Raw genomic sequence first — 25415 nt, forward strand, 5'->3', positions numbered from 1 at the left:
TCAAATTCGATGTGTGATGGCTGGCAGGCGGCGCCCAGCGTTATTTGTTGTATATACAACTTGAGGTGCGGATTGTTTCAAACTCGTTGCCTTATCTCTGAAGAATTCAGTTGGGATCGCTGTTTGTGGCTGCGGCATCGCCGCCTATTGCGGAGAGATCCTGCACGATCTGAAACAGGCGCGAGGTGAACTCTGGTCCGCAAATCTCTTCCGATTCTCGTTGGGCCTTTTCCCAGTCGACAGCTGCGGCTTCCAGGAGTTGGTGCCCTTCCCCCGTGATTTCGAGAAAGATCGCACGCCCATGACCAGGCGTAGAACTGACCCAGTTTCTCGCAATGAGGCGTTCGAGATCGCGACTGACAGTCGAACGCTCCAGCATCAGATACTGACACAAATCGACGGCACGAACAGGACCTTTGGTCGCGATGGCCACCAGAATATTGAACTGACTCACGCGCACGCCATGCGGGCGAAGTGCCGCATCATAAACACCAGTAATCACGCGTCCCAGCGCCCGCAAACGGAAGCCAAGACACTGTCGGGAAATTCGTTCAACAGCGGAGTCTCGTGGTGTAGCCATACGATTATTGTATATGCAACTCACTGAAAGTCAACCAGAGTCTCTTGGCAGAGTGGCCTTGGTTGAAATTCTGAATTCAACCTGTGCGCCAAGGCATTGAAAGCCTTCAGATCGCTGATTTCAATCTCTTTGACATCTTGTGGCTTCACAATCCCGCAGGGTGGCCCCGGTTGAAATTCTGATTTCTACCGGGCTGGCCAAGCCATAAGAGGTTTCATCCTCAAGTCGACGGCGGTTCTGATTCAGCTTTTGTTTAGAGGCCAGGGATGCGATATGGCTCGCTGTCCAGTGCCGTAACCTCTTCCGCCTCACATGAAGAAAGGTTACGGACAAACAAACAGCCACTGGGAAACCGGTGGCTGTTTGCATTACGTGTTGCAAGTAAAACATCGTTACAGATTATTCTGTCATAATGATGTCGAGTTCCTGGCTACCGCCCTGAACATCCACAACGATTCCCGATGTCGCTGGTGAGCGGTATTTCATCGGGATGTTATTAACCTTTTGGGCAACTTCCTGAGGGTCGCTGCCTGGGCTGATTGCCACCAATTCTGTCGGAGGGAGAACACAGACATGATACTTGCCCAATAGCAGGCCACCATCATATGTTTCCAGTGTAAACCTGCCAGAAGAATTCAGATCAGCTGTTACAGAATAACCAGCATGACCAGCATGAGATGGAACCAGCATCACAGCCCCTTCCGTGACGGGTTGATCCTTATACATGACTTTCCCTGAGACATAACCCATGGGAACACCACTGCCAAAGCAGCCAGAAGCGATGAGGCATGTTGCTAGTACATAAAGCCAGTGTCGCATGGGTCGCCCGCTATTGATTTTGTAAGCATCGGTCATCACGCATTGTCATTTCAGGGTAGCTGTTGAGCACTAGTGCATAGTCAAAGTATAAAATTCGGGTCTCTTCTGTTGTTAAGTCCGACAACGGAGGACGTTGCGGCGACATCAACCCGAAGACAAAGCCGTGACACGGCACTAGCCCCGAATGACGGGAAAGCTCACATGGCATTATGGCTATCAGGATGAAATTTGCATTAATCCCGGGCAATGTTGCTCTTACAATTCACCAAGAACATTGTCATCGTCGCGGTTGGCCAGATTGCGAGCGGTTTGCATATGGATGTTCTCGGAAAGAAATCGAACCGAGCCATCTGCAAGAAGAACCTGCACGCCGCCGGTATGAGCAGAGACCAGTGGAGTATTGCATTGACGTTCTAGAGTACCAGCGGTTCGGATCGCGCTGTTGGACGGATCAACTGTCGAGCCTGCGACAGTTCGCAAGTTAATTGGCACTTGATGATGAATCGTGGTCATGCCCCAACAACGGGTATCTACAGCCCCGCCAGGATCCCTTCCGTAGGTTCCGTTTCCATTGGCATCGCCTGAGTATAGATGCCCCATCCAGAGTCCACCGCCATATCGGGTGATGTAGTTTTTGTTGGAGCCAGACTGCACATAATTGGCTTGTTCACCAATGATCATCGTGTTGGAACTGCCATCAGTGATGTCTCGTAAGCCAATACGTGAGTTATGGCCAAAAACACCACCTCGGGAGACAGGGCCATTGGATGCGGTATGATCTGTGGATGAGTGGTCGTTAGCACCACGAATCCCGGTGTAAGCGCCCCATTGCAACGTAGTGTCCCAAAGAGCCACCATTTCAGGAATTGGGTTCGACGGGCAGTTGTAAACAGTGACATTCAAGCCACCAAACAAGCTCTTATGATAGTTTGATGATGGTAAGTAGAGCGGTTGATTGAAATCGACCTTGTTATAGACATTTGACATGTCCAGGTGTGGCAGTAGATAAACCCAGAACGTGGCTCCGTGAGAAACGCGAGTCATGTTTCCCATGGGGAATACGGAGTGTACATCATGGTAGTTATGCAGCGCCAATCCCATTTGCTTGAGGTGGTTTTTGCATTGAGTTCGGCGAGCCGATTCACGTGCCTGTTGAACAGCAGGTAGCAACAGTGCGATCAATACGGCAATAATGGCAATGACGACAAGTAATTCAATCAAAGTGAAGCCGTTTTGGTGGCGAGTGCCTGTGCGCGGCGTGATAATCGGCATGTATCCTCCTGGATCTGGCTTGAGAAACAACTCAAAGTTAATAAAAAACAGCCGCAGCAATGCAGTTGAACCCACAGAGATTGAGCTCGCCACAAGTCATGCGAACTGCATACTATTAGCCAACCACATTCCGCTCTAGCTATCCAATTCTCGAACGATCCTATTTGAATGCCTGCTTTGCTTCTAGGAGTTTTACCGCACTCTAGGCGTGATTCTGCGCACAGCGACAATTTTTCACAAATGCGTTGATTTGTTGTTATTCTCTAATATATTAGAGAGTTTTACGTTAATTTTTTAACGAGTTTTCTGGCCAGATAGAGCTGCAGATCGCGAATCGACCTAAGAGCGGGCACAGGAGTTTAGGATGTCTGGACATCCCGCAGGGTAACACAGGTTGCCCGTCTTCTGGCTACTTGTGTGCTGGAAGCAGAAGAGGCCGAATGTCGAAAATACAAGGCATACTGTTGCTTCTATTGAGTGCCATTTCCCAACCTGTGAGCCAAGGCTGAGAAAGCCTTCAGTTCGCTGATTTCAATCTCTTTGACCTCTTGTGGCTTCACCATCTCGTTAGAATTCAGAATTGCCACCGGGGCCACCCTGTTTCATCAGGGCGACTCTCGATGCCGCGACATGGCCAGTATGATCTTGGCAAGAGTCGCATTGCCCATCTCGATCAGATGACTCATCGTCGCGTGATCGCCCTGATTGTGGCCGCATCATGGCAGCTTTTGCGAATAGCTTGAAGCAGAAGCCGATGCCATTAACGAGGGAGGTCTCCAGAGAGTCGTGTTTGTTTGTATCGATGATCCGTCATGGTTTTTCATCTTGATGCCCGCAAAGTTTGCCTAACCGATATCGCAATGGCAATCTTCAGATTCGGAGCGAAGTCCCTTTCATCTGTCCATTGCTTGGGATTGCTTGGGGCCGAAGAAACGTGACGGTAATGGTCGTCCACGATTTACGGCGAACCAGGGACTTCATGAAATCGCCACGGAAGGCACTCCGGATGCACGCTCCTCGAACCCTGCTGGTCATGGGATACTGGCTGTGTGCCTGGCTGCTTACGCTGTCATCTTCTCTCGTGGCTGATGCGAACGACGTGGATCTACTGTTCCTGGAGACTGACGAAGCTTTCTGTATGCCCGGTGAACTCTCCGCGCAGTTAGTTTCGGAACCCATCGTTTCAGCACAAAGCCTGGCTGAACGTCCTACGCTGTTAGGTGATTTCGGCGGCTTGCGCCCCGCATTGGCAGAGCACGGAATTTCAGCCAATCTCACCACAACTCAGTATTACCAGGGAATCGCATCCGGCGGACGTGAGCAGACTTTTCAATATGGTGGTCGAAACGATTACTACATCACCATGGATGGCGGCAAGCTGGGACTCAATGAAGGATTGATAATCGATCTCCATGGCGAAACTCGCTACGGAGAAGGCGTGAACGGCCTCACAGGATCGCTCAGCCCGGTCAACGCCGGCCTGTTATTCCCTGTGCCTGGAGAGGACGTCACCGCATTAACGAACGTCAAAGTGACTCAGTTTCTCAGCGAGCAATTCGTTGTCTTTGGTGGGAAAATCAACGTTGTAGACGGCTATGTCAATACGTTTGCAGCGGGCAAAGGCCAGACTCAGTTCATGAATACGGCGTTTGTTCTGCCGCCGATTCTGGGGCGAACCGTTCCCTATTCTTCGCTGGGGGCCGGGTTCGCTTTGCTACATGGCGCAGAACCCATTTTCAGTATGATGATCATGGATCCTGTGAATCATCCGACGACCAGTGGTTTTGATGATCTCTTCGCCAACGGCGTCTCTCTCTTTGGTGAAGTCAATATTCCCGTCGCGATAGCTAATCGGCCCGGTCATCAACAGCTCTATTTCAGTTGGTCTAATCGTAGCGTCACTTCGCTCGAGCCTTCAGCTTATATCGATACACCCATCGGCCCGATACCAATCCTCCCCAAGATCAGCAATTCGTGGTCATTGCTCTATGCTTTTGATCAATACCTGGTGATGGATCCAAGTGATCCCAAACGAGGGTGGGGAGTCTTCGGTCAATTCGGCCTCTCGGACGGTAATCCCAACCCCATCCGCTGGTCGGCGACCGTGGGGATTGGCGGTTCCAGCCCCTTGCGATCCCGCCCGCTGGATACGTTTGGCGTTGGCTATTACTACTTCCAACTCAGCAGCGAACTGAAAAGTACGGTGGGCCCCTATATACCTCTGGCAAATGATCAGGGGATCGAAGCCTATTACAATGTTGGAGTGACGAAATGGCTTAACATCACTCCTAACTTGCAAATTATTGATCCCGCTGCCCGAGATAACAATACGGCTGTCGTTGTCGGCCTGAGAACACACCTCGTCTTTTAATTGAACAGAGTCTATAAGAGCTTGATCACTCTGGCTATGAAATAAAAAAAGCCGCACCAGCGGATGAGGCTGGGCGGCAATCTCGTTTGAGTCCAGAACTGTCAGGACAAAGCCTTCACAAGGCACTAGACGCTTGGAGCTGGAACCACTGGCTGAGCAGGAGTTCCTTCTGGAATTGGAGCGATCGGTGGCTTGGCAGTGTCGGTTGGCACAGGTGCTCCATTGGCTGGAGCAAAAGTTCCGCAATTGCCATTCGCACAACCGCCGGATGCACAAGCACCAGTTTCACAGCCGGTGTTGCAAGCCGTGGTTGGGCAGACCGTCTGAGGAACCAGCCGGCAGACTTCATACGTTTCTTCACGAGGCACGCAGCGAGCCACATACCGGGTGCAATTCACGTTTTCTGTACGAGGCACGCAACGTGCCACGCGACGAGTCACTGTGAACGGTTCCTGGCGAGTTACGCAGAACGGCACGCGGCAGGTCTTGGTTTCCGAAACAATCTTGCAGGTGCGGACGGGAACTTGACGAACGCATTCTTCGCTGACCATCTTGCAGGTGCGGACTGGCACCTTCTGAGCCACAACTTGTTCTGTCCAGCGGCAGACTTGAACGGGAACCTGATCAACAACAGTTTCGCAGGTCATGCGGCAGACGCGTTGAGGAACCTTGGTCACGACAACTTCAGGAACCATTCGGCAGACAGTAACGGGGCAGGACTGGCGAACCTGTCGAGCCACATAGGTTGTGCAGGGAATCTGGCGTTCAACAATCTGTGGGCACCACACACGGCGGCAGATCACAGGCCCAGGACGTTGAACCATCGTGAGCCGTGGGCAACCACAGGCGTCGGGAACCATCATTGCACAGCAGCGACCGGGAAGTTGAACCGGCTGATTGACCCACCGGCCACAATCCTGACGAATCGTCCGGAATGTGGTGACAGGCTCATTGACGGTGAAGCAGCGTTCCTGATTGATGGTCTCGCTCACCTGGCGCATCACAGTCTGTCGGCATTCCCGCTCGATCGTCTCGAACACAGGACGCTGAACAACACGGCGGCATTCCCGCATCTGTGTTTCATAGACCGGGCGACGAACGGTGTAGCTGCAATCGCGGAAACTGGTTTCAAAAACAGGCTTCTGAACGGTGAAACGCTCTTCACGGCAGCTGGTTTCATACACAGGGCGAGAAACCTGATAGGTCTGTTCGCGAAACTGGGTTTCAACCACGTTGCGGTAGCAGGTCTGCTGAACGTCTTCAAACGTCTGGTCATAGACCGTTCGCTGAACGGTGAATTGTTGCGGCTCTTGAACAGTGTCATACACGGTTCGTGAGCAGGTCTGCCGTTCAACACGGCACGTGGTATAGCATGCCGTTGGTTGACACGCTGTCGTCGGGCAACAGCTATAGCTGGCCGCGCCGCAATAGCGTGCCGCTTCAGCAGATTGCCCACTTGCCATGGTGACCAGCGCGATCGCAGCACTGATCCAGTAAGTCTTCATTGCATTTCCCCCTGAATAATTGGCCAGTTGTCGGGCAGCAAGTCAATATCGGGCGCATGCCGAAAAAGGCTATTTTCAGTGAGTGGTCGTGCGATCAGAATTTCTTGCGAATCCCGCTGCAAAACCACTGCTCTGTCAAAGCTTAAAAGCGGGGTTCAACAGGTTGTAAAGTCCGACATCGGAGGACGTTACTACGCATGAAACCCCAAGATTAAGCCGTGACACGGCACTACTGAAAATATCCGCAAACCTTCTTCAACATAGCGCTGGCTTGTGACGACAGAAGTCACCAGCCCTCGACTTTAACATTTTATCCTTTGAACCTGAAGTCGCTGAATCCCCTAAAACCCCTCAGTCTGGCATTATGCGCAGCCTTTCGGAGAGCTTGCAAAGGAAATCGTTGATGACCGGTGAGAGCCGGACATGAAAACGGTTCGCTTCAGTGAACAAAGTTCCCAGAACGCATGGTTTAACGCTGCCGGGATACTGCCAAGCATAGGTTGAAAACATGGCCGCAAAGCCCTTCTTCTCAGAAGAGTGACGCTCCGCGTCGTGCGGTAGTCAGGTGGTCGCCATCGTGACGATCACACCGAAAAGTCAGCATGTATCAACAAACCGGGTTCTTCAGGTTGGACAGTGACCTGAACCCCACAATCGTAAATGGATCCGAAAAACTATCATGCCCTGTCCCAAGCCAAAAACAAGCCAGAATCAGAAATCGCCCGCTCATTTTCGTCCGCGAAAGTTTTGCTCGAGGGTGGTAACTGAGATGGCGCCAGGACACGATAGCTGTCACAACTTTTCAAAACAGAGGATGCTCACCAGACTGCGCCGCGACAGCAGGGCGGACAGCCTTCCCCTTTGTTTCGTGGGGCATGACACAACGTTTTCGGTGACAGACTCCAGGCGGCAATTTGACAGTGATGCACATACTTCTTGTTAATGACGATGGCATTCATGCACCAGGGATCAATGCCCTTCATGCCGAACTGATCAAATTTGCCAACGTGACTGTTGTCGCCCCTGCCGTCGAGCAGAGCGGCGTCGGGCATGCGATCACTTATCTCCATCCCTTGCTGGCACATCGGGAATATCGCGGCGACGAATTCTTTGGCTGGAAAGTCGAAGGAAGTCCAGCAGACTGCGTAAAACTCGGGATCATGGAACTGGCGGTTCCCAAGCCTGATCTCGTCGTGAGCGGGATTAACCACGGAGCGAATGTGGGGATCAACATCCTCTATTCAGGAACAGTCGCAGCAGCCATTGAAGGAGCCTTTTTCGGCGTGACTTCCATCGCGTTATCTCAGTGGCTGGGGAATACACCACCCAATTTCCCACGAGCGGCTCAGTTAGGCGCCCAGTTGATTCAGCAACTTCTCCAGCAGAATCCCCCCGAGGGGTCGTTATGGAATATCAATTTCCCCCAGTGGCCGCTGGATGAAAACGAACGCGAGCAAAGCCACCCCAAGGGAGTGAAACTCACTTCAATGGGAGTACGCCGGCAACGAGAAACACTGGAAAAACGGATCGATCCCCGAGGAAGAACATATTATTGGACAGGGCTGGAACCGATCCATGGGCATCAATTGGTGCCAGGCACTGATGTTGAAGCGCTCGTTGATGGCTACATCACCGTGACCCCCCTGCACTTCGATCTCACCAATCATTCACTGCTGAAAAACAGTACGGCACACTCGCTGCCATTTGAACTTTCATTTGAGTCGAATCGAGAATAACTCGATGACACATCCCGATCTTGCAGTTGATCTCACAACGGGTTCAAGTAGCCCACTCGAATTTCGCAAAGGGCAATACCGGGAAGCCCTGTTTGCTGCGTGGCTCGGCTTCTGGATTAATCTGGGGCTGGGGATCACCAAACTGCTCGCTGGGACAATCGGCCAGTCATTTGCTCTGATGACAGACGCATTCAACTCGGTCAGTGATTGTGTCACATCAGCGGCTGTGATTTATGCTTTGCATCTTTCACAAAAACCAGCCAATCCGAAGCATCCCTATGGTTATTCCAAGGCCGAGGCACTCGCCGGTTCGCATGTCGCACTGCTGATCCTCATGTCATGCACCTTGCTCGGGTGGGAGGCTATCGAACGGTTGTTTTCCGTTCACCCGGTTCCTCCCGTCTGGACACTGGGTGTGGCGGCAGCCAACGTCGTGATCAAGGAATCGCTTTACTGGTACAAGATTCGGGTAGCCCGCAGTGTCGGCAGCACGGCACTTCTTGCTCATGCCTGGGATCATCGAAACGACGCACTCTGTTCACTGGCTGTTTTGATCGGGTTGTCGATTGTCATGATCGGCGGCCCGGCCATGTTGCCTGCTGATGAAATCGCCTCCATGGTCGTGATTGTCGTCGTCGCCTGGTCTGCCACAAATCTATTCCGTCAAAGTCTGCGGGAAATGTTGGATCAACAGGTGGAGGGGGATGTCGTTGATTCGATGCGGAACCTGGTCTGCCAGGTTCCAGGCGTTGTGGGAACGGAAAAGTTTCGCGTTCGCAAAAGCGGCATTGAACAAATTGCCGAACTCCACCTGGTGCTTCCGGCTGATATCTCAGTCTTTGAGGGACACGCTCTGGCCCATCAGGTCAAAGAACTACTCATGTCCGGACACCCCATGCTAAGGGATGTCATTATCCATGTTGAGCCAGCCAGCCCCATGGAGTAATGATAATCCCACCGGGAAACAGCTTTAGTAGGGCAGGCTCCCGCCTGCCATTCCAAACACAGCCATTCCAGTTAAGGACGGCAGGCAGGAGCCTGCCCTACTTTCGTCACCCAGACGTTCAAAGCACGTCTGGGGCACCCCGTCATTCACTCAGGGATGTGATAAGCGTTCCGCAGGCGCATCCCCATCCATGGTGGGGTGGCCCAGGTTGACTGTACTCAGTCTACCTGGGTGGCAACGCCACAAGAGGGTGCGTTTGTGAGTGAGCAGGGTGGCCCAGACGTGGCTTTGCACGTCTGGGTGACGCCAGTCACAAGAAACACTTCACAAACCACTCTCTTCATTCAAACAGCGTCATTCCACCAACGAAATCGGCACACCGACCGTTCACCACGGTAGGGCAGGCTCCCGCCTGCCATTCCAACTACCCCTATCCCCGTCATTCACTGGGGGATGTGATAAGCGTTCCACAGGCACATCCCCATCGATGGCTTGCATCGGGGGTTACGAAGCACCATTCAATTTGAAGACCCGGTTCAGTGTCGCATAAGCCTTATCAGCCTCCTGGGTGGCCAACACCACGCTGATTCGGATTTCGCTGGTATTGACCATCTGGACGTTAATGCCACTTTCGGCCAATGCCGTAAACATCTTTTCACCGACTCCCGTGTGGCTGCGCAGGCCAATTCCGATGACTGCCAAAAGGGCAATATCCTTATCGAAATGCAGCGTCGTTTCTGGCCAGGGTTCGAGAAGTTCTCGCATCAGCAGTAAGCAGCGTTCGAGATCAGGACGAGGAACCGTGAATGACAGATCGGTACGCTGATCGTGGCCAACGTTTTGGACGATCATGTCGACCATCACGCCCCCTTCGGCCACCGCCTTGAAGACTTCAGCCGCGACTCCGGGTTGATCTACAACATTCCGGACCGTAATCCGTGACTGAGCCGTATCCAGATGAACGTCGCTGACAACGATGTCTTCCATCGATTGCAGACGCCGAACAACGTCTCGCTCCAGTTCATCGCGTGAAATCCCTTCACGGTGCCGCTCAGGATCGGTCTGTCGGAAGCCAATCTGTGGCTGTGGCGAGTGATTCAGATGGAGCGAAAATCCCGAATGTACCGCGTCAAGGGCCTCTTGTGACTGATCCCGATTCACAAGTACCGAGATCTTGATCTCGCTGGTCGTGATCATCCGAATGCTGACATTCGCCTGAGCCAGTGATTGAAAGAGCTGTGCCGCGACCCCGGTATGAGTTCGCATGCCGGCACCCACCACGCTCAACTTGGCGAGGTTCGTGCTGCTTCCCACTTCCCCTGCCCCCAACCGCTCAACCGCCTCGCCAGCTGCGGTCAATGTGTCAGCCAGGTCATCCTGAGGAACCGTGAACGAGACATGAGCCACGCCACCTTCGGCAATGTCCTGGATCACCATATCAATAGGGATTCGCCGGCTGGCCATACAATGGAACACGGTGGAAAGCACACCGGGACGATCAGGGATGTTTCTCAAATGAACGATGGCCTCTTTCTTGACCAGCGCAATTCCAGAAACCATCGCTGCATCGGCCTCTTGCTGAGGCGCAATCAAAGTCCCTTCGCCCTCTGAGAATGAAGGCCTGACCAGCAGAGGCACACGGTACTTCTTGGCGAACTCAATCGAGCGAGAGTGCATTTTCCCGCCACCCAGGCTCGTCAATTCCAGCATTTCGTCATAAGAGATGCGATCCAGCTTGCGTGCCAATTTCACGGCGCGGGGATCAGTCGTGAAAATCCCTTCAACATCGGTGTAGATCTCACAAACGTCGGCTTCCAGCACTGCCGCCAACGCCGTCGCGGTGGTATCGCTTCCGCCCCGACCAAGTGTCGTAATGTTGAAGTCTTCGTCGACTCCCTGAAAACCAGCGGCAATCACAATCTTGCCCGCATCGAGAGCCGCCCGGATCCGTTCCGTCGTGATTCTTCGGATGCGTGCTTTGGTAAATGTGCTGTCTGTCAGAATCCCGATCTGTGCTCCGGTCAGACTGACGGCATCTTCACCTAACTGATGCACCGCCATCGCGACGAGAGCGACCGATTCCTGCTCGCCTGTCGAAAGGAGCATGTCCATTTCGCGAGGACGCGGGTGACCGGTAATGCTTTTCGCCAGATCCACCAACTCGTCTGTTTTTTCTCCACGAGCACTGACAACGGCAACCACCTGATGTCCTTGCTGTTTTGCTGCCACAATTCTTCGTGCAGCTGCCATGATCCGCTGGGCGTCCGCAACACTGGTGCCACCAAACTTTTGTACAACGATCGACACAGTCAATTTCCTGTCAGATGCGGGCTCAAGATGTCATGGAAAATCGTGGAAAAACATGTCGTTGGCCAGAGTCCGACTTCTTCTACGGCTGAGCGGATCAAACCGCAGAGTCGGTCTCAAGTTCCCGGCGAGGTGGCAATTCCTCAGGCATACTAATCGACACCGCCCCATTCGTCATTTGTTCCAGAACAAACAACGCACTCTCGGCTCGCAGATTGGCCAAAGAAAGGGAAGGCTTCGCAACACCCCCGACAATCGGCAACTCCCGGGCAATCTGCAATTTCAGGCGTTCCGTTAGCGCGATAAAGTCGATCATCGTCAGAAAATGCAAGTTAGGAGTGTTGTACCAGTCATAAGGGAGTTCTGACGTAATCGGCACTCGACCGTTAATTAGAATCTGCAGACGAATCCGCCAGTGGCCGAAATTCGGCACAACAACAATGGCTTTCTTGGCGGCTCGCAGCATTTCGAGCAAGACCGCTTCAGGCCGAATCACCTGCTGCAGCGTCTGGCTGAGAACCGCAAAGTCGAACGCCTTGTCTGGAATTTCTCCCAAGCCCTGATCAAGGTCGGCTTGTAAAACGGGAACACCTTTAGAAATCGCGGCAATCACCTGCCCGAAATCACGTTCAACACCTTGGATCGACGCGTGGGATTCATCCCGCAGGCGGCACAGCAGGCGTCCGTCACCACATCCCAGATCCAGCACACGACTCCCATGCGGGATCTGATCCATGATGATGCGGTCAATCAGCGAAGCAGAAGGATCCGGCAGCATGAAACGCATCACGCACCTCCTTCAACAGCCGCGGCTGCACTGGCAGGAGCAGTTATGCTGGCAGGAATCGCTGCTGCTGAACCCACTCGAGCAGAAAGATCCTTGCTGGAAATGGCTGGAACAACGGGGGATTGATGATCCACATAAGTCAGAAACGGTCTCAGCAACTGATCAAGTTGCTCAATTTCCAACAGAAACGAATCGTGCCCTTTGACACTTTCCAGCTCAAGATAAGTCACACGCTGCCCGACTCCCAGCAGCGCCGTCACTATTTCCCGGCTTTGGGCCGGTGGAAACAGCCAGTCACTGGTGTAGGAGCACATGAAGAACGGGGCTTTGGTTTTCCCCAACGCCTGAGCGATCGAGCCATATTTCAAAGCGATATCGAAATAGTCCATGGCTCGGGTAAGGTAAAGATAGCTATTGGCATCAAAACGCTCGATAAATCGCTGTCCCTGATAATGCAGGTAGCTTTCGATCTGAAATTCGATTTCCTGCTGAGGTTCATACCCCAACTGATCACTGTTCTGGAGTCGACGACCAAACTTGGTCTCGATCGATGTTTCCGACAGATAAGTAATGTGAGCGATCATCCGCGCCAGCGCCAGCCCGAATTTGGGGCCATCTTCCGTATAATAATCCCCGTTGCAGAAGTTCGGGTCAGCATAGATCGCCCGTCGTCCCACGGCATTGAACGCAATCCCTTGAGCCGTCAACCGGCTGGACGATGCCAGACAGACAATCGCACGCATCATGTCGGGAAAGCGAGCGGCCCAGTCAAGCGCCATCATCCCGCCCAGGCTGCCACCCACGACAGCCAGAAGCTGGTTCACTCCCAGGGCACGCGTCAAAGCCGCATGGACTTCGACCATGTCCCCGATCGTGATAAACGGAAAGGAGTTTCCCCAAGGGTGACCGGTCGCCGGATTGATCGAACCAGGGCCAGTCGATCCCTGGCATCCGCCAAGGACGTTGGAGCAGATGATAAAGTATTTGTTGGTATCAAACGTCTTGCCGGGGCCGACCATGCCATCCCACCAGCCAGACTTCTTGCTCTCCGGGCTGTGCTTACCAGCCACATGAGCATCCCCCGTGAGGGCATGGCAGATGTAAATGGCGTTCGACGCATCCGAGTTCAGCTCGCCATAAGTCTCGTAAGCGATCCGCACAGGAGCCAGCGTGACGCCGCTCTCCAGTCGCAAGGGATCTTCAGTCGAGAAAAGATCAATGAACCGTGTGGAAACAATTCCGACGGAACGCTCATCCGGTGTGTGGAAAGGAACTGCTGGACTTGTCATATCAAGCCATTACCAAACCGATCGAGATCTTTCGGTGGTCATTTCAAGGTGAGTACCAGTCGAAGCGATTCTCGGTCGGAGAGATTTCCCCAGGACGTTACAGGATCTCAGGACTGCTCCTGGAAACAGCATAGATAAACTGGAATGCCAAGTCGAGCAGGAGCTACTCTTCCCCTGTAAGTTCTTTTTGCGAAAATAACTTTACCGTGGGTGGCCCAGGTTGCTTTGCAACCTGGGCGGCAGAGCCGTGGGAGGTTTCCTCCAGAAGGTGTTAATGAAAATAATGAGGTGCTGCCCGCCTCGTGACACATGATCGATGACCAACTCTGTTGTCATTTCGTGACATTTTCTTGCCATCGTCGTCAACTCGGTGCAATGAAGGGGAAACAACACGGAGGAGTGTTTTTTGATGGCAACCACTGGCCATCCCTGTTTGAAGCAGGGCTGGGTGCTAGAATGCAATATCCCTTAAAGGAGATAAACCATGAGTGTTGCTGCCACCACCGCCCCTGCTCTGCTGGATGACCTGCATCACATCGCGATTTCTGTCAAAGATGTCCAAAGCTCGGTCGATTGGTACACGTCGACTTTTAAGTGCCAGATCGCCTATCAGGACAGCACCTGGGCACTGCTGAAATTCGGCAATCTGAGCCTGGCGCTGGTCATCCCTGAACAGCATCCGCCGCACATTGCTTTTGTGAACGAGCGCGCCGCCGAGTTCGGGGAACTTAAACCCCATCGCGATGGAACCCGCTCCTGCTATCTCCACGACCCCTCCGGCAACGCTATCGAACTCATGGATCCCACCAGTTTATAGACCACAACAGGCCAGGATCTTCTCCGCAATCAGGGGAATGCCCCCCAACTCCTTCTCCCCGAGGGAGAAGGAGTTGGGGGGGGCTTACTCTCACCCTGCCCCTGTTCCGCAAGTCGGGGAGCACGTTTTCTCGGACAGACTCTCTCACCGGGGATGTCCCCTCTCGGTATCGCAACGACCCCCTATGGCACCTGATCGGATCTTGCAAACATGTCACACAAAGATGGGGACGCGAAGAAGTGGACTCGCCGATCGACTCTTCGAGTCCTGACAGCAATGATCTTGCTTCCGTTCTCGATGATCACTTGGGGTGATGAAGCAGTCCCCCCGCTCCGTTTTTCTCGATTTCAGCGACCTGAAGATCTGGCCGAGGCCGCCACAAAAGACGGGCGGATGCGGATCACGATTCTTTCCAGTCGCGGAATTGGTCGTTGCCAGGCGGTTCCTGAAAAAGATCCCTGGCCACAGCAGGTGGAGATTCTGTTTCCCGGATTAACCGAGCTTGAGAACCTGCACATCACCACGTCGCGGATCTCCACCAACGGGGGGCGTACCGAAGCCGGAAGCTTTCCGTTTCAGTTTCTTCCCCTTCCGGCCGCTCCAGAAACGCAAAAGGATGGCAGTGGTCAGCGACAACCACCGGCTGGGACGCTCAAGATCGGGGTCTCGAAAGAAGCGGGCGGCATTCTGGTCAAGTTGCCTGCTGGCCTTTTGACCGGTAAGGAACCCCTGCAATTGGCATGGGTTGATTGGCATCGAGTCTGAGTCGTGTTCTCCATGGTCAGTGAATAAACCGTTCTCTCACACGGAATCTGAAACATGCCCTCTGTCCCAGCCGTTCCGGCACTGCGCGTACGGACTTTGAACGGGCACCCCGTCGCCGCCAACGGACGCTATGTCCTTTATTGGATGATCTCAGCCAGACGGCTGACATGGAATTTCAGCCTGCAACACGCCGTTTGGATGGCCCAATCTCACAATGTCCCTCTGATCATTCTCGAACCCATCGGCTGCCGGGCGGAATGGTCATGTGTCAGGTTTCATCGCTTTGTCTTACAAGGGATGGCTGAGCATCGAGACCACTGCGCCAATTTGAACGTGGCATATCATCCTTATGTCGAGCTGAAGCCCAAGCACGCGGTTGGTCTGGTTGAAGCATACGCCCAGGCGGCGACTTGCATCGTGACTGACGACTTCCCCTGCTATTTCCTGCCGAAAATGGTCGATGCGTTGGCAAGGCGAATCGACATCAGGCTGGATTGCGTCGACACCAACGGCCTCTTTCCGATGCACGCCACCGACCAGGTCTTTCCGACAGCCCACGCCTTCCGCCGGTTTCTGCAAAAAAATCTCACTCCACACCTGACCGAGTTCCCAGTCCGGGAGCCGCTCGCTGCGTTAAAACAGAAAGTCGACCTCCCTGAATCAATTCTCAAACAATGGCCAGCAGCGACCGACGAGCTTCTTTCGTTGGATGATCAGGCATTGTCGAAGCTTCCGATCGATCAGACGGTGAAAGCCGCAGCGTTTGATGGCGGGCCAGCCGCCGCCTCTTCTGCACTGAAGAGATTCTTCGCCAGTCGGCTTCCTCGATATGCCGAAGAACGCAACAATCCCGAGGCCGAAGCCGCAAGCGGCCTCTCCCCTTACCTCCATTTTGGACACATTTCTGCCCATGAGATCTTCGCCAGACTGGTAAAGTCCGAAGGATGGAAGCCCGACTCACTTCCCGCAAAGGCCTCGGGCAGTCGCGAAGGCTGGTGGCAGATGTCACCGGCAGCAGAGTCATTCCTGGACGAATTAATCACCTGGCGTGAGCTGGGTTATAACATGACGTCTCATCGAGATGACTACGATCAATACGGTTCGCTTCCCGATTGGGCACGAAGCACGCTCGAGAAGCATTCCCGTGATCACCGGCCATCACTTTATTCGCTGGAACAACTGGAGCAGGCGCAGACACTCGATGAACTCTGGAATGCGGCTCAGCGTCAACTGGTTCGCGAGGGCCAGATGCAGAACTATCTCAGAATGCTCTGGGGAAAGAAGGTCTTGGAGTGGTCACCTTCTCCTCAGCAGGCGATTGAGTGGCTGATCCATCTTAATAATAAGTATGCCGTCGATGGGCGGAACCCCAATTCCTACTCAGGGATCTTCTGGATCTTCGGACGTTACGACCGCGCCTGGGGGCCAGAACGTCCTATCTTCGGCACCATCCGCTACATGAGTTCGGACAACACCGCCAGAAAACTCCCCGTCAAAGAATACCTCCGCCGCTACAGCGCTCAACAATCAAAAACACTGTTCGAGTAGGCCTTGTTCGTCTCTACAGGTTCGCTAGGGAGTTCCTACGGGGAGTTGAGTGTTGATAGCTCCCCTTTTCAAAATGATCATGCTTTGATAGAGCAACGCTTCATTTCGATTTCAGTGCAAAATCAAAGTTGTTAGGGCCTTTATTGACCGAGGCCAGGTTGCCGGACTTCTCTGCGGAGGTGTAACGTACCGGGAGAATCTGCTTGGCTCCCACGGATTCAGGCTGAGTCCCCAGTGGGACACTCGAGCCATCGGGCATCGCAAATTTGAAAAAGACCACCGTGTATTCCCCCGCTTCAACCCCCTCTTTTTGCCCGGGAAATTCCAGAATGAATCGCCCCTTCTGATCAGTCATGCTAGTACAGCCGTTTCCGGGAGTCCCTTGCTTGGGGATGAATTGAACGAGCACACCGTCAGCGGGTTTTTCGTTCAAAGTCACAGTGCCAGTGACGGGATATCGTTCGGGTAAAGCAGAATTCCCTCCCTGGCATCCAGTCAGCCATAGCCCCTGAAGAGATAGCACCGCCAGCATCATTAATCGCCATTGTGACATATTAAACACCGTCGTTTATAAAAAGGATTTCACTCGGCCTAAATAAAGAGACAGTGTTCATCAGGCATAGCCGATGGGCACTGTCTCTTCGTTGAAATCAGGATAAACTCAAAAAGTGGTCTGATCGACCATGAAAAAAGAGATCCAGCAATGCCATCTACTAGAATTTCAACATGACTGCTGGATCAGAGTCATTACCATTCGCCAACCACCACGCCATCAGCAATTCGGGAGAGTGCTTGCCGCACAGCGAGGTCGGAATTATCTGACAGGAAGCGAACGCCGCCGTCTCCTAACAGAACATGCAAGCCACCGGTGTGCATACTGCCGGCAAAGCCACCGTCCGAAAGTTTATTGGACGCTGTACTGGCTGTGGCAAATACAGGAGCCCAACTGCAGCAGCGACGCTCATTGAGGGGGCGAGCTGCATCCCCGACCGAAACTCCGGCGGTAGACCAACCCGTACTACTCCATGTTTTCCAGTTGTGCTGAACAAGTTCCAGAGTCGATTCCGCGACCGCAATCGTATTACTGGAGCCATCGATCAGATCTCTCATCTGGCTATTGGAATTAACTCCAAACATATGACGTGTCGCAGATGCGGCTGTTGCCCATAGGGAGTTTGGGGCCGGAGTGTGAGTGCTGAATTCGTAATTCGAGCGTGCCGCTTGGGGACGGGGAGTCATGGTCGTATCGGAGTGACAAGCGCTGGTATGAAGTTTTTGCCCAGGGTCAGAGGGACAGTAGTATCCAGGAATAATCTGGGCACCCAGAATCACATTGGCAAGAATTCCGGCATCAGTCCCCGCCAGCATGGGAGCCGTCCCCGTCACGGGATAAAGACCGGCGTCAGGGCAGTTCCCTTCTCCACCGTAGATTCCGGTCGCATGACTGAAATTGAACTGGTTGTAGAGTGGGCCTTGATCAAGGTAGGGCAGAATCATAATCCAGCCCGTGGCGTTACTGATGCGTCCATTGCTCGGGATAGGCCCAGGGCTGAGTACCGACGCAGGAAAGACGCTGTGGGTGTCCAGGTAATTGTGCAGTCCCAAGCCAATCTGCTTAAGGTTGTTCCGACATTGAGTGCGGCGGGCCGCCTCACGCGCCTGTTGAACCGCAGGGAGCAGCAGGGCAATCAGGATCGCGATAATCGCGATCACCACCAGTAGTTCAATTAACGTAAATCCCTTGATAGACGCAGCGCGTTTGTTGATCATCGAAAACCTCTCTTTGTCGCTGAGAACCAGCAGTCAGATCGAACGAAGTGAAATGAGAGAAACAAGACGAACGAAACCAAATCCAGAGATCTTGAAATCAAATCAGGGCCAGCCGTGGAATCACGGCAGACTCTCATGTCAAGTGGATATACGTACCTGACTACTCAGGAAGTTTGAAGACCAGATGGGATCCACCACATTGTCATGTGTTGATTTGTTGTTGTCAACATGGCGTTGAACAAATGCCAACGTTTACTGACTGTTTCCGCTTCAAATCGGCTGTCAATCGATGGCTTTTTCGTAAGACACGAGAAATGACACCGCCGCATCGCCCCGCAGACAGTCTCCCTGACATCTTCTCGGGAACGGCAGGACAGAAATACAACGTCACAAGACCTGAAGCCTATCACTCGTTCTTCAAGACAGGCATCAACCCGCCTCTCGCGAATCAGGTCATTTCCAACCAGTTGTCGCAAGTGATTCCGGCAATTCGCCTGTTATTTAAGGTTGGGCATGTTCGACCACGATTTTTTGATGCTCAAAGACCCTGCGGTTGTATTGATCAAGCACATCTTTACGTCGGAGCATCCCCAACAGTTTGTGAGGATTTTCTCTTGAAACCACGGGAATCTCATCGAGATTTTTCTGAGTGAAGCGACGCATCGCCGTATTGAGATCATCCTCGGGTGTCAGCGTGAGAAGTTCGGTCGTCATCACATCACGAGCAATCGTCAGCGGCCAGATCGTTCGGTCGTAAAGATAAGCTCGCACGTCGCTGGTCGAGAAAATACCCACAAACTCGCCTCGATGATCAACGACCGGATAATAGTTCTGTTGTGATTGAGCCAACAGTTCCAGAATCGTACTGAGTGACGCCGCTTCATTGACAACATGCCGCTGCCTGAGCGGCACATGATCGACAGTCATTCCCTCCAGAACGTCAATTAGCAACTCCCCACGATGGGCTGGCGAATCCAGTCGCGAGGGAACCTGCATACGGTAAAGTGTCCAGTGCCGGCAAAGAAGAAAACACAGAACCGCGACCCATAACGTCGGCAGAAGCAACTGATAATCGCCCGTAATTTCAGAAACCATGATCACCGTCGAAATCGGCGCACGAGCCGAGCCGGCAAAAAATCCCGCCATGCCAATAATCGCAAACGCTTCCGGCTGTTTTACCACTTCCGGCCAGAGTTGTTGAAAGACCAACCCGCATGCCGCTCCCAGACAGCCTCCAATCACCATCGACGGGCCAAACACCCCGCCGGAACCACCCGTGCTGATCGTGAGTGACGTCGTGACAATTTTCATCAATGCCACGGCGCAAAGTAGCCATGGGCCTGCGTGGGCAGCCTGAGTGAGGGCGACTTCCAGAGTCTCATAACCCGTCGAGAGCACACCCAGCGCCAGCTTGTTCTCGGCGAACAAATAGTACATCCCCACACCAATAAGGGCCGAAAGCCCCGCACCAATCGCCGGCTTAACATGAGGAACAATCGCGATTTGTTTTGAAATCTTGAAAACGCCGTAGAACGTGTTCACATAGAGCCATGAAGCTCCCGTCAAAACGATGGCCATAAACGAAAGAGGAACCAGTTCCCAAAAGGAATTCATCGTATAGTGCAGATGAGTTCCAAAGAGCGGGATGTTGTGCATTTCTGCGGGAAGAAATAGCGAAAAAACCGCATAACTGATAATCGAAGCCATGGCGGCGGGAATGATGACCTCGCTCTCAATCTCGGCATCGCTATAGAGAATTTCAGCAGCGAACAATGCTCCCGCCAGCGGCGCCCGGAAGATGGCTCCAATCCCTGCCCCCATCCCCGCAGCCATCAAGATACGGCGATCACGAGCCGAGATTTTGAGGACGCTGGCAAGGTTCGATCCAAACCCGGCTCCAATTTGTGCAATTGGCCCTTCCCGTCCTCCCGACCCGCCCGTTCCAATCGTGATGGCCGAGGCCAGCATCTTGATGAGCGGAACCCGAGCGCGAATCCGACCCCGTTTGTGATGATAAGCATCAATCACATTATCGGTGCCATGTCCTTCGGCTTCAGGAGCGAACGTGAAGACCAGCAAACCTGAAGCCAGCCCGCCACCCACCGCGACAGCCACAAGCAGCCATGGCTGAAAGGCGACTTCCACATGTTCGAATCGGCGATGTTCTCCAGCTGGTTCAGGAGGAGCATAGCCGGCGATCGCCCCCAATGTGCCCCAGGCAACAAGCTGGCAAACGAATTGAAAGGCTACGCCTCCCAGTCCGGCCACGATCCCCACCAATGTGGAGAGAATGAACCATTGTCCCGTTGTTCCCCAGCCGTTTTGTTTGAGCGCATCGATCCAGCGTTGCACGTCTCGCCTTTCCTTTTGGTGATTCGATGCGAAAATTCACACAGCGGGACGATCTTTACTGATGTTCGCTTTTTGATCGAGCTTTTCCCCGCAACTTATTGCCTGATTCTGAAGAATTTCTCAAATCTGCTTACGGAATAGAGCTTCGTTTGGCCAGTCCCGGTGTTTCTGAACAATGGTGGCAATTTATTGGCGACAGTTGGTGTTCTGTGCGGTATCCTCGCCGCCAGTTTCCTGAAATGAAGAACTGTGAAAATTGCATCTGAATTGACAGGTGAAGCAACGAGTTGCAACCAGGCCAACAAGCTTTTAGACAAGTTCAACAATCGGTGAGGACAGAGTGGTTTGACCACTCAAATTGCGCTGGTGTTGTACGAAATTGGGAGTGTCGAAGAAGGCACATGGCTGAGTCATTACGTGGAAAGCTGCTGGTTGCGACCAAGCTGTTGAAAGATCCTCATTTCTATAAAACCGTGATCCTGATCGTGGAAGACAACGAACATGGATCCATGGGATTGGTGTTGAATCGCCCTTCATCCATCCTTGTCAGCCATGCACTCAGCGAGCATTTTCAGCTTCCCGATTCCCCCGAGTTAGTTCACGTGGGCGGGCCTGTCGAGCCGGCTGCTCTGTTCATCCTGCATAACATTGACGAACTCAGCCACGACAAAACCACGGTGATCAACGGGGTCTGGCTGGGAAATTCTGGCGAAGCGTTTGAAGATGTGTTGCGAACCACCGATCCCGATGACCCGGCTGTCAGATTTCGGGTGTTCTGTGGATGCGCAGGTTGGTCGCCTGGTCAGTTAGAAGGTGAGATTGCTCACGGAGACTGGTTGGTCGCACCAGCCGGTCGACAGATCGTCTTCGCGGATGATCCCTACGAGATATACGACACGATGCTTCAAGAGGTCTATGCGGCTCACCGCATCATCCCTCATCGCAGCCCCAATCCCCAGTGGAACTGAATTCTACAATTCGTCGAATTACGACAATGGCTTTCGGCGTGGAGAACGCTTGGGACGCTTCGCTGGCCCCAGTCGCGATGTTTTCTCAACCACACCATCATCCCCCCGATGTTCAAAGACCAGCGGATGATCTGATTGAGGATCAGCGACTCGTAAGGCAATTTTTCCATCGAGAACGTTGCTCAGCAGGTCGCCGCAAACCTCGGCACGCCAGCCCTGCATCAGTCGTGGTGAACCATGCCTCTGGTCACCAAAGACGTGCCACCTGACCAGATGCCGCAGGTCGGCGGTTTTACCAACAATCGACATCGCCACGTTCATCTCGGCACAACGATTCGCCAGGGCAATGCCCAGCAATTGACCCAGCAGTTGCTCGTCATGAGACTGATCGTCTTCTGGTTCTGAGGGCCGGCAAGGTAACAGATCCTCACTCAGTTCCAGTGCTTGAGCAATGGCGGCCAGAATTTCTGGAGCAGCCTTTCGATACTCCGAGCGATTCATGTCTCGTGTCGCCACCAGATCATCAGCGTTAGTCGGTTGCCGGCGTGCCAGTTCGATGATGAGATCGTCTCTCAGAATACGACGGGCAGGTTTGTTCCGGGCTTCTGCCTCGTTTTCGCGCCACCAGAAGACGTTCTTGGCCACGGCAAGTTCGCGAGCATGGAGCTTTTGCAGGCCAGGCAACTTAAGCCAGGCCGCATCTTCCCGTTCCAGCAGGACATCACGGATCAGGCGGCTGAATTCATCTTCAACCCAACCCAGGCGATTCTTCTTTTTGAGATCAGTCGACTGTTTCGCCCAGATCGGCAGGATGTGGCGGACATCCTCAATGGCGTACATCAATTGAGGTTTCGTAAGCGGACGCCTCCGCCAGTCAGAGCGTGTCTCTTTGCCATGAGATTTATGCCCGAGAACCCGTTTGACCAGCGCGTCATAACCCAGAGGAAAGCTCCGCCCGCGGAACCCTTCAGCAATCTGAATATCCTTAAAATTCGCCGGCCCCTGCCCTGTCACGGTCACACAAAATCGGGCTTCCTCACGCCCTCCATGGGCCACAACGACAATCTCCGGATCAAGCATGATGTCCCACCAGGGAGAGAGATCATGCACTTCAAACGGGTCGACAAGCACCGCTTGATCCGGTGTCGACAGTTGAAGCAGGCAAAGCTCGGGACGCCAGGTAAACTCGGAGATGAATTCCGTGTCGAAGCCGACAATTCCGACGTCACGTACGGACTTGCAGAAGACTTCAAACTCATCCTGACGGGTAATCAAAGATTCAGACATCAGCTCATCGCCCTGATGAGAGCGCTACCAGAGGAGAGGAAGCAACAGTGGTTGACGGGGTCTCGTTTGTGAGATCATGGGCGGAAAGTCGCTTTAATCGCAACCCTTCCGGAAAAATCAATCGTCAAAACTTGTTTTCCTACCGCTCCATTGCCCAAAAAAATGGGGCAAAACAGGAGTTGTTGATGAAGCCGGGAACGATTCTGCTGGATTTCATTCCACAGATCGGCTTCAATCGCATCAATTGTTGCTCATACAAATGAATGGTTTCCATCTCTCCGGGATTCTTCTTGAGATCATGACTCTTCCCAAGACAGACTTTGCAGCGGTTCCTGATGCGGCGATCCTTCGTCATCTCGAACGAGACCTGAGTTTTCATCCCACAGTGAACAGCACCCCCCACGTGCTGACAAAAGCCCAGATTGAACAATTCAATCGTGAGGGGTACATCAAAGATCTGCCGGTCTTTACACCCGAGGAGATCGCAGGCATCCGTGGTTACTTCGATGAACTCCTTTCACTGACTCTCGCCAGAGGGGCAGACAGTTATTCGATCAGTTCTGCCCATTTGAAATATGGACGTTGTTGGGATCTGCTGACCAACGCAAAGATCGTAGCGTATGTGCGAGATCTGTTGGGAGAAGACGTGGTCGCATGGGGATCGCATTTCTTTTGCAAGATGCCCGGCGATGGAAAGGCCGTGGCCTGGCATCAGGATGCCAGCTATTGGCCCCTCAGCCCTTCCCGCAACGTGACAGCCTGGCTCGCGATCGATGATGCCGATATCGACAACGGCTGCATGCGATTCATTTCGGGATCGCATCATCATGGCCAGATGACGTTCCGCGAAAGTGATCCCAACGAACACAATGTGCTCAACCAGACAATTGAAGATCCGTTCCAGTTTGGCCATGAAGTGATTGATGATCTTTCCGCGGGAGCCATCTCGCTGCATTCCGATCTGCTGCTTCACGGCTCCGAGCCAAACGTCTCCCATCGTCGCCGGTGTGGACTCACTCTCCGCTATGCAGCGTCTGAAGTCCGCGCTGCGATGGATTGGAACCAGAAAGGCGTCCTGGTGAGTGGTCACGACCCCTCAGGTCATTGGGCCAACCGTCCACGCCCCCTGGTCGACTTTCCCTGAGGTAAAACCGCTTTAGAAAACTCTTGAGTTTGAAAAGAGTGTTTGAGAAGTCACTCCGAATTCAGAATTTATGATGAAGCTTCTACAATCATGGATTTCTGGTTAGATGTAAAAAAATCAGAGATTAAACTGTAAGGTCGTCGAGCATAGACTCTGTTGACGCACTATCTGAAACGAGGATCGCATCATGGAAAAAGTCACTCCCCGCGTTGAGCATGAATGGTTGCAACAGATCGTCGGAAACTGGATTTACGACTTTGAATGTTCCATGGGGCCGGATTCACCGCCTGAAAAATCGACCGGGCCAATGTCAGCCCGCGGGTTGGGTGATGTCTGGGTCGTGATGGAAGCGGATTCCGAAGAACCGGGCGGAGGCAGGGTGCAAAGCCTGTGGACTCTGGGGTTTGACCCACACCAGGAGCGGTTTGTCGGATCGTTCGTCTGTTCAGCCATGACCTATTTCTGGTCTTATAGCGGCCAGCTTGAGACCAGCAGCAACACCCTGACGTTGGATGCCAAAGGCCCAGGTTTTGGTGACCCTGCCAAACTGGTGGATTATCAGGACATCATCCAGTTTATCGATAAGGATCATTTCGTCCTGCGCTCTCAGATGAAAATGGAAACCGGTGAATGGGTTCCATTCATGAAGGGCGATTACCGCCGTAGCTAGCCCTCCAGGTGCCAAGCTTGCGGCTTTGAGGCAGGCTGCTCTTTGAAACGAAAGAGGATCGACGGGGTGGCCCAGTCATGTAGGGCAGGCTCCTGTCTGCCGGTGCGATGTACTTCACAGTAAATGATGTCCGCTAGAAACATCGGCAGGCGGGAGCCTGCCCTACTACTGTGCCGCTTCCACCCCGCGTCCCTACCAACGAGTCGGAAGCGTTAGCGACGGACACTCGCATTAGTGATCTTGCCATCGGGAGCGAGATGGATTTAAGAAAAATGTTATGGGTCGGAGGGTTGTTGAAGAAGAACTTGTGGCGGCGGAATGATTAATAAGCCATGCCCGTCGCTGACTCTTCCGGTTCGTAACGCTTGTGACTGCGTGGCCCAGTCATGTAGGGCAGGCTCCTGCCTGCCGGTGCGATGTACTTCACCGTAAATGATGTCCGCTAAAAACATCGGCAGGCGGGAGCCTGCCCTACTACTGCT

At 53.2% G+C, this 25415-nt stretch carries 21 protein-coding genes; 10 read left to right on the forward strand and 11 right to left on the reverse strand.

Annotation, left to right across the window (positions count from 1 at the left end):
* Positions 1 to 106: 106 nt before the first annotated feature.
* The 3 genes from SH287x_RS05670 to SH287x_RS05680 all read right to left on the reverse strand — a co-directional run bounded on the left by SH287x_RS05670 (position 107) and on the right by SH287x_RS05680 (position 2671).
* Positions 107 to 580: a MarR family winged helix-turn-helix transcriptional regulator gene (locus SH287x_RS05670; protein ID WP_479517533.1), complete on the reverse strand. Its 474-nt coding sequence runs from the start codon at positions 578 to 580 to the stop codon at positions 107 to 109.
* A 399-nt stretch (positions 581 to 979) separates the two neighbouring features.
* The gene (locus SH287x_RS05675) at positions 980 to 1435 is read right to left on the reverse strand and encodes a hypothetical protein (RefSeq protein WP_479517534.1); all 456 of its coding nucleotides are present in this window, start codon (positions 1433 to 1435) and stop codon (positions 980 to 982) included.
* 219 nt (positions 1436 to 1654) lie between these two features.
* A complete protein-coding gene (locus tag SH287x_RS05680) occupies positions 1655 to 2671 on the reverse strand; it encodes a DUF1559 family PulG-like putative transporter (protein ID WP_479517535.1) in 1017 nt (338 codons plus the stop codon).
* A 620-nt stretch (positions 2672 to 3291) separates the two neighbouring features.
* On the opposite strand from SH287x_RS05680, the gene SH287x_RS05685 reads away from it, so the two are divergent.
* Both SH287x_RS05685 and SH287x_RS05690 read left to right on the forward strand, forming a co-directional pair.
* Entirely contained in the window at positions 3292 to 3414 is a 123-nt protein-coding gene (locus SH287x_RS05685) for a hypothetical protein (protein ID WP_479517536.1), read from the forward strand.
* Positions 3415 to 3650: 236 nt separating this feature from the next.
* Complete coding sequence (locus SH287x_RS05690; RefSeq protein WP_479517538.1) at positions 3651 to 5042, forward strand: carbohydrate porin; 1392 nt, start codon at positions 3651 to 3653, stop codon at positions 5040 to 5042.
* A 125-nt stretch (positions 5043 to 5167) separates the two neighbouring features.
* Here the strand turns inward: SH287x_RS05690 and SH287x_RS05695 are convergent, their stop codons facing one another.
* A complete protein-coding gene (locus SH287x_RS05695; protein ID WP_479517540.1) occupies positions 5168 to 6547 on the reverse strand; it encodes a hypothetical protein in 1380 nt (459 codons plus the stop codon).
* Positions 6548 to 7470: 923 nt separating this feature from the next.
* Here SH287x_RS05695 and surE point away from each other — a divergent pair.
* Positions 7471 to 8283 (forward strand): 5'/3'-nucleotidase SurE, encoded by an 813-nt coding sequence (gene surE, locus SH287x_RS05700; RefSeq protein ID WP_479518671.1) that lies wholly within the window; start codon positions 7471 to 7473, stop codon positions 8281 to 8283.
* Between the two features lie 4 nt (positions 8284 to 8287).
* Positions 8288 to 9229 carry a cation diffusion facilitator family transporter gene (locus SH287x_RS05705; protein WP_479517542.1) on the forward strand — a complete coding sequence of 314 codons (942 nt, stop codon included), beginning with the start codon at positions 8288 to 8290 and terminating at the stop codon, positions 9227 to 9229.
* Between the two features lie 504 nt (positions 9230 to 9733).
* Here the strand turns inward: SH287x_RS05705 and SH287x_RS05710 are convergent.
* From SH287x_RS05710 to metX, 3 genes are all read right to left on the reverse strand, one after another.
* Positions 9734 to 11536 (reverse strand): aspartate kinase, encoded by a 1803-nt coding sequence (locus tag SH287x_RS05710; RefSeq protein ID WP_479517544.1) that lies wholly within the window; start codon positions 11534 to 11536, stop codon positions 9734 to 9736.
* Between the two features lie 97 nt (positions 11537 to 11633).
* Entirely contained in the window at positions 11634 to 12323 is a 690-nt protein-coding gene (gene metW / locus SH287x_RS05715) for a methionine biosynthesis protein MetW (protein ID WP_479517546.1), read from the reverse strand.
* Positions 12323 to 13612 carry a homoserine O-acetyltransferase MetX gene (gene metX / locus SH287x_RS05720; RefSeq protein ID WP_479517548.1) on the reverse strand — a complete coding sequence of 430 codons (1290 nt, stop codon included), beginning with the start codon at positions 13610 to 13612 and terminating at the stop codon, positions 12323 to 12325. Before metX ends, metW begins: the two co-directional genes overlap by 1 nt.
* 484 nt (positions 13613 to 14096) lie before the next feature.
* Between metX and SH287x_RS05725 the strand changes: the two genes are divergently transcribed.
* From SH287x_RS05725 to SH287x_RS05735, 3 genes are all read left to right on the forward strand, one after another.
* Positions 14097 to 14429: a VOC family protein gene (locus SH287x_RS05725; protein WP_479517550.1), complete on the forward strand. Its 333-nt coding sequence runs from the start codon at positions 14097 to 14099 to the stop codon at positions 14427 to 14429.
* A 210-nt stretch (positions 14430 to 14639) separates the two neighbouring features.
* Complete coding sequence (locus SH287x_RS05730) at positions 14640 to 15194, forward strand: hypothetical protein (RefSeq protein WP_479517552.1); 555 nt, start codon at positions 14640 to 14642, stop codon at positions 15192 to 15194.
* A 54-nt stretch (positions 15195 to 15248) separates the two neighbouring features.
* Positions 15249 to 16742 (forward strand): cryptochrome/DNA photolyase family protein, encoded by a 1494-nt coding sequence (locus tag SH287x_RS05735; protein ID WP_479517554.1) that lies wholly within the window; start codon positions 15249 to 15251, stop codon positions 16740 to 16742.
* A gap of 100 nt (positions 16743 to 16842) precedes the next feature.
* On the opposite strand, the gene SH287x_RS05740 is transcribed toward SH287x_RS05735, so the two are convergent.
* The 3 genes from SH287x_RS05740 to SH287x_RS05750 all read right to left on the reverse strand — a co-directional run bounded on the left by SH287x_RS05740 (position 16843) and on the right by SH287x_RS05750 (position 20864).
* Positions 16843 to 17295, reverse strand: a complete 453-nt coding sequence (locus tag SH287x_RS05740; protein ID WP_479517556.1) for a hypothetical protein — start codon at positions 17293 to 17295, stop codon at positions 16843 to 16845.
* 194 nt (positions 17296 to 17489) lie between these two features.
* Positions 17490 to 18512 (reverse strand): DUF1559 domain-containing protein, encoded by a 1023-nt coding sequence (locus tag SH287x_RS05745; protein WP_479517558.1) that lies wholly within the window; start codon positions 18510 to 18512, stop codon positions 17490 to 17492.
* A gap of 501 nt (positions 18513 to 19013) precedes the next feature.
* Complete coding sequence (locus tag SH287x_RS05750; protein ID WP_479517560.1) at positions 19014 to 20864, reverse strand: chloride channel protein; 1851 nt, start codon at positions 20862 to 20864, stop codon at positions 19014 to 19016.
* 401 nt (positions 20865 to 21265) lie between these two features.
* On the opposite strand from SH287x_RS05750, the gene SH287x_RS05755 reads away from it, so the two are divergent.
* Complete coding sequence (locus tag SH287x_RS05755) at positions 21266 to 21832, forward strand: YqgE/AlgH family protein (RefSeq protein WP_479517562.1); 567 nt, start codon at positions 21266 to 21268, stop codon at positions 21830 to 21832.
* A gap of 18 nt (positions 21833 to 21850) precedes the next feature.
* Here SH287x_RS05755 and SH287x_RS05760 read toward each other — a convergent pair whose 3' ends face one another.
* Positions 21851 to 23119: a ribonuclease D gene (locus tag SH287x_RS05760; protein ID WP_479517564.1), complete on the reverse strand. Its 1269-nt coding sequence runs from the start codon at positions 23117 to 23119 to the stop codon at positions 21851 to 21853.
* Between the two features lie 298 nt (positions 23120 to 23417).
* Between SH287x_RS05760 and SH287x_RS05765 the strand changes: the two genes are divergently transcribed.
* Entirely contained in the window at positions 23418 to 24263 is an 846-nt protein-coding gene (locus SH287x_RS05765; RefSeq protein WP_479517565.1) for a phytanoyl-CoA dioxygenase family protein, read from the forward strand.
* Between the two features lie 187 nt (positions 24264 to 24450).
* Positions 24451 to 24933 (forward strand): DUF1579 domain-containing protein, encoded by a 483-nt coding sequence (locus tag SH287x_RS05770; protein ID WP_479517567.1) that lies wholly within the window; start codon positions 24451 to 24453, stop codon positions 24931 to 24933.
* Positions 24934 to 25415: the final 482 nt, after the last annotated feature.

Source organism: Planctopirus sp. SH287, assembly GCF_056500625.1.

What these genes read in the sequence shown, in the direction of transcription:
- metX (WP_479517548.1), bottom strand. Translation starts at nt 13,612, where the DNA reads ATGACAAGTCCAGCAGTTCCTTTCCACACACCGGATGAGCGTTCCGTC.
- SH287x_RS05770 (WP_479517567.1), top strand. Translation starts at nt 24,451, where the DNA reads ATGGAAAAAGTCACTCCCCGCGTTGAGCATGAATGGTTGCAACAGATC.
- metW (WP_479517546.1), bottom strand. Translation starts at nt 12,323, where the DNA reads ATGCGTTTCATGCTGCCGGATCCTTCTGCTTCGCTGATTGACCGCATC.
- SH287x_RS05760 (WP_479517564.1), bottom strand. Translation starts at nt 23,119, where the DNA reads ATGTCTGAATCTTTGATTACCCGTCAGGATGAGTTTGAAGTCTTCTGC.
- SH287x_RS05725 (WP_479517550.1), top strand. Translation starts at nt 14,097, where the DNA reads ATGAGTGTTGCTGCCACCACCGCCCCTGCTCTGCTGGATGACCTGCAT.
- SH287x_RS05675 (WP_479517534.1), bottom strand. Translation starts at nt 1,435, where the DNA reads ATGACCGATGCTTACAAAATCAATAGCGGGCGACCCATGCGACACTGG.
- SH287x_RS05735 (WP_479517554.1), top strand. Translation starts at nt 15,249, where the DNA reads ATGCCCTCTGTCCCAGCCGTTCCGGCACTGCGCGTACGGACTTTGAAC.
- SH287x_RS05690 (WP_479517538.1), top strand. Translation starts at nt 3,651, where the DNA reads ATGAAATCGCCACGGAAGGCACTCCGGATGCACGCTCCTCGAACCCTG.
- SH287x_RS05685 (WP_479517536.1), top strand. Translation starts at nt 3,292, where the DNA reads ATGCCGCGACATGGCCAGTATGATCTTGGCAAGAGTCGCATTGCCCAT.
- SH287x_RS05695 (WP_479517540.1), bottom strand. Translation starts at nt 6,547, where the DNA reads ATGAAGACTTACTGGATCAGTGCTGCGATCGCGCTGGTCACCATGGCA.
- SH287x_RS05745 (WP_479517558.1), bottom strand. Translation starts at nt 18,512, where the DNA reads ATGATCAACAAACGCGCTGCGTCTATCAAGGGATTTACGTTAATTGAA.
- SH287x_RS05740 (WP_479517556.1), bottom strand. Translation starts at nt 17,295, where the DNA reads ATGTCACAATGGCGATTAATGATGCTGGCGGTGCTATCTCTTCAGGGG.
- SH287x_RS05670 (WP_479517533.1), bottom strand. Translation starts at nt 580, where the DNA reads ATGGCTACACCACGAGACTCCGCTGTTGAACGAATTTCCCGACAGTGT.
- SH287x_RS05680 (WP_479517535.1), bottom strand. Translation starts at nt 2,671, where the DNA reads ATGCCGATTATCACGCCGCGCACAGGCACTCGCCACCAAAACGGCTTC.
- SH287x_RS05730 (WP_479517552.1), top strand. Translation starts at nt 14,640, where the DNA reads ATGTCACACAAAGATGGGGACGCGAAGAAGTGGACTCGCCGATCGACT.
- SH287x_RS05755 (WP_479517562.1), top strand. Translation starts at nt 21,266, where the DNA reads ATGGCTGAGTCATTACGTGGAAAGCTGCTGGTTGCGACCAAGCTGTTG.
- SH287x_RS05705 (WP_479517542.1), top strand. Translation starts at nt 8,288, where the DNA reads ATGACACATCCCGATCTTGCAGTTGATCTCACAACGGGTTCAAGTAGC.
- SH287x_RS05765 (WP_479517565.1), top strand. Translation starts at nt 23,418, where the DNA reads ATGACTCTTCCCAAGACAGACTTTGCAGCGGTTCCTGATGCGGCGATC.
- surE (WP_479518671.1), top strand. Translation starts at nt 7,471, where the DNA reads ATGCACATACTTCTTGTTAATGACGATGGCATTCATGCACCAGGGATC.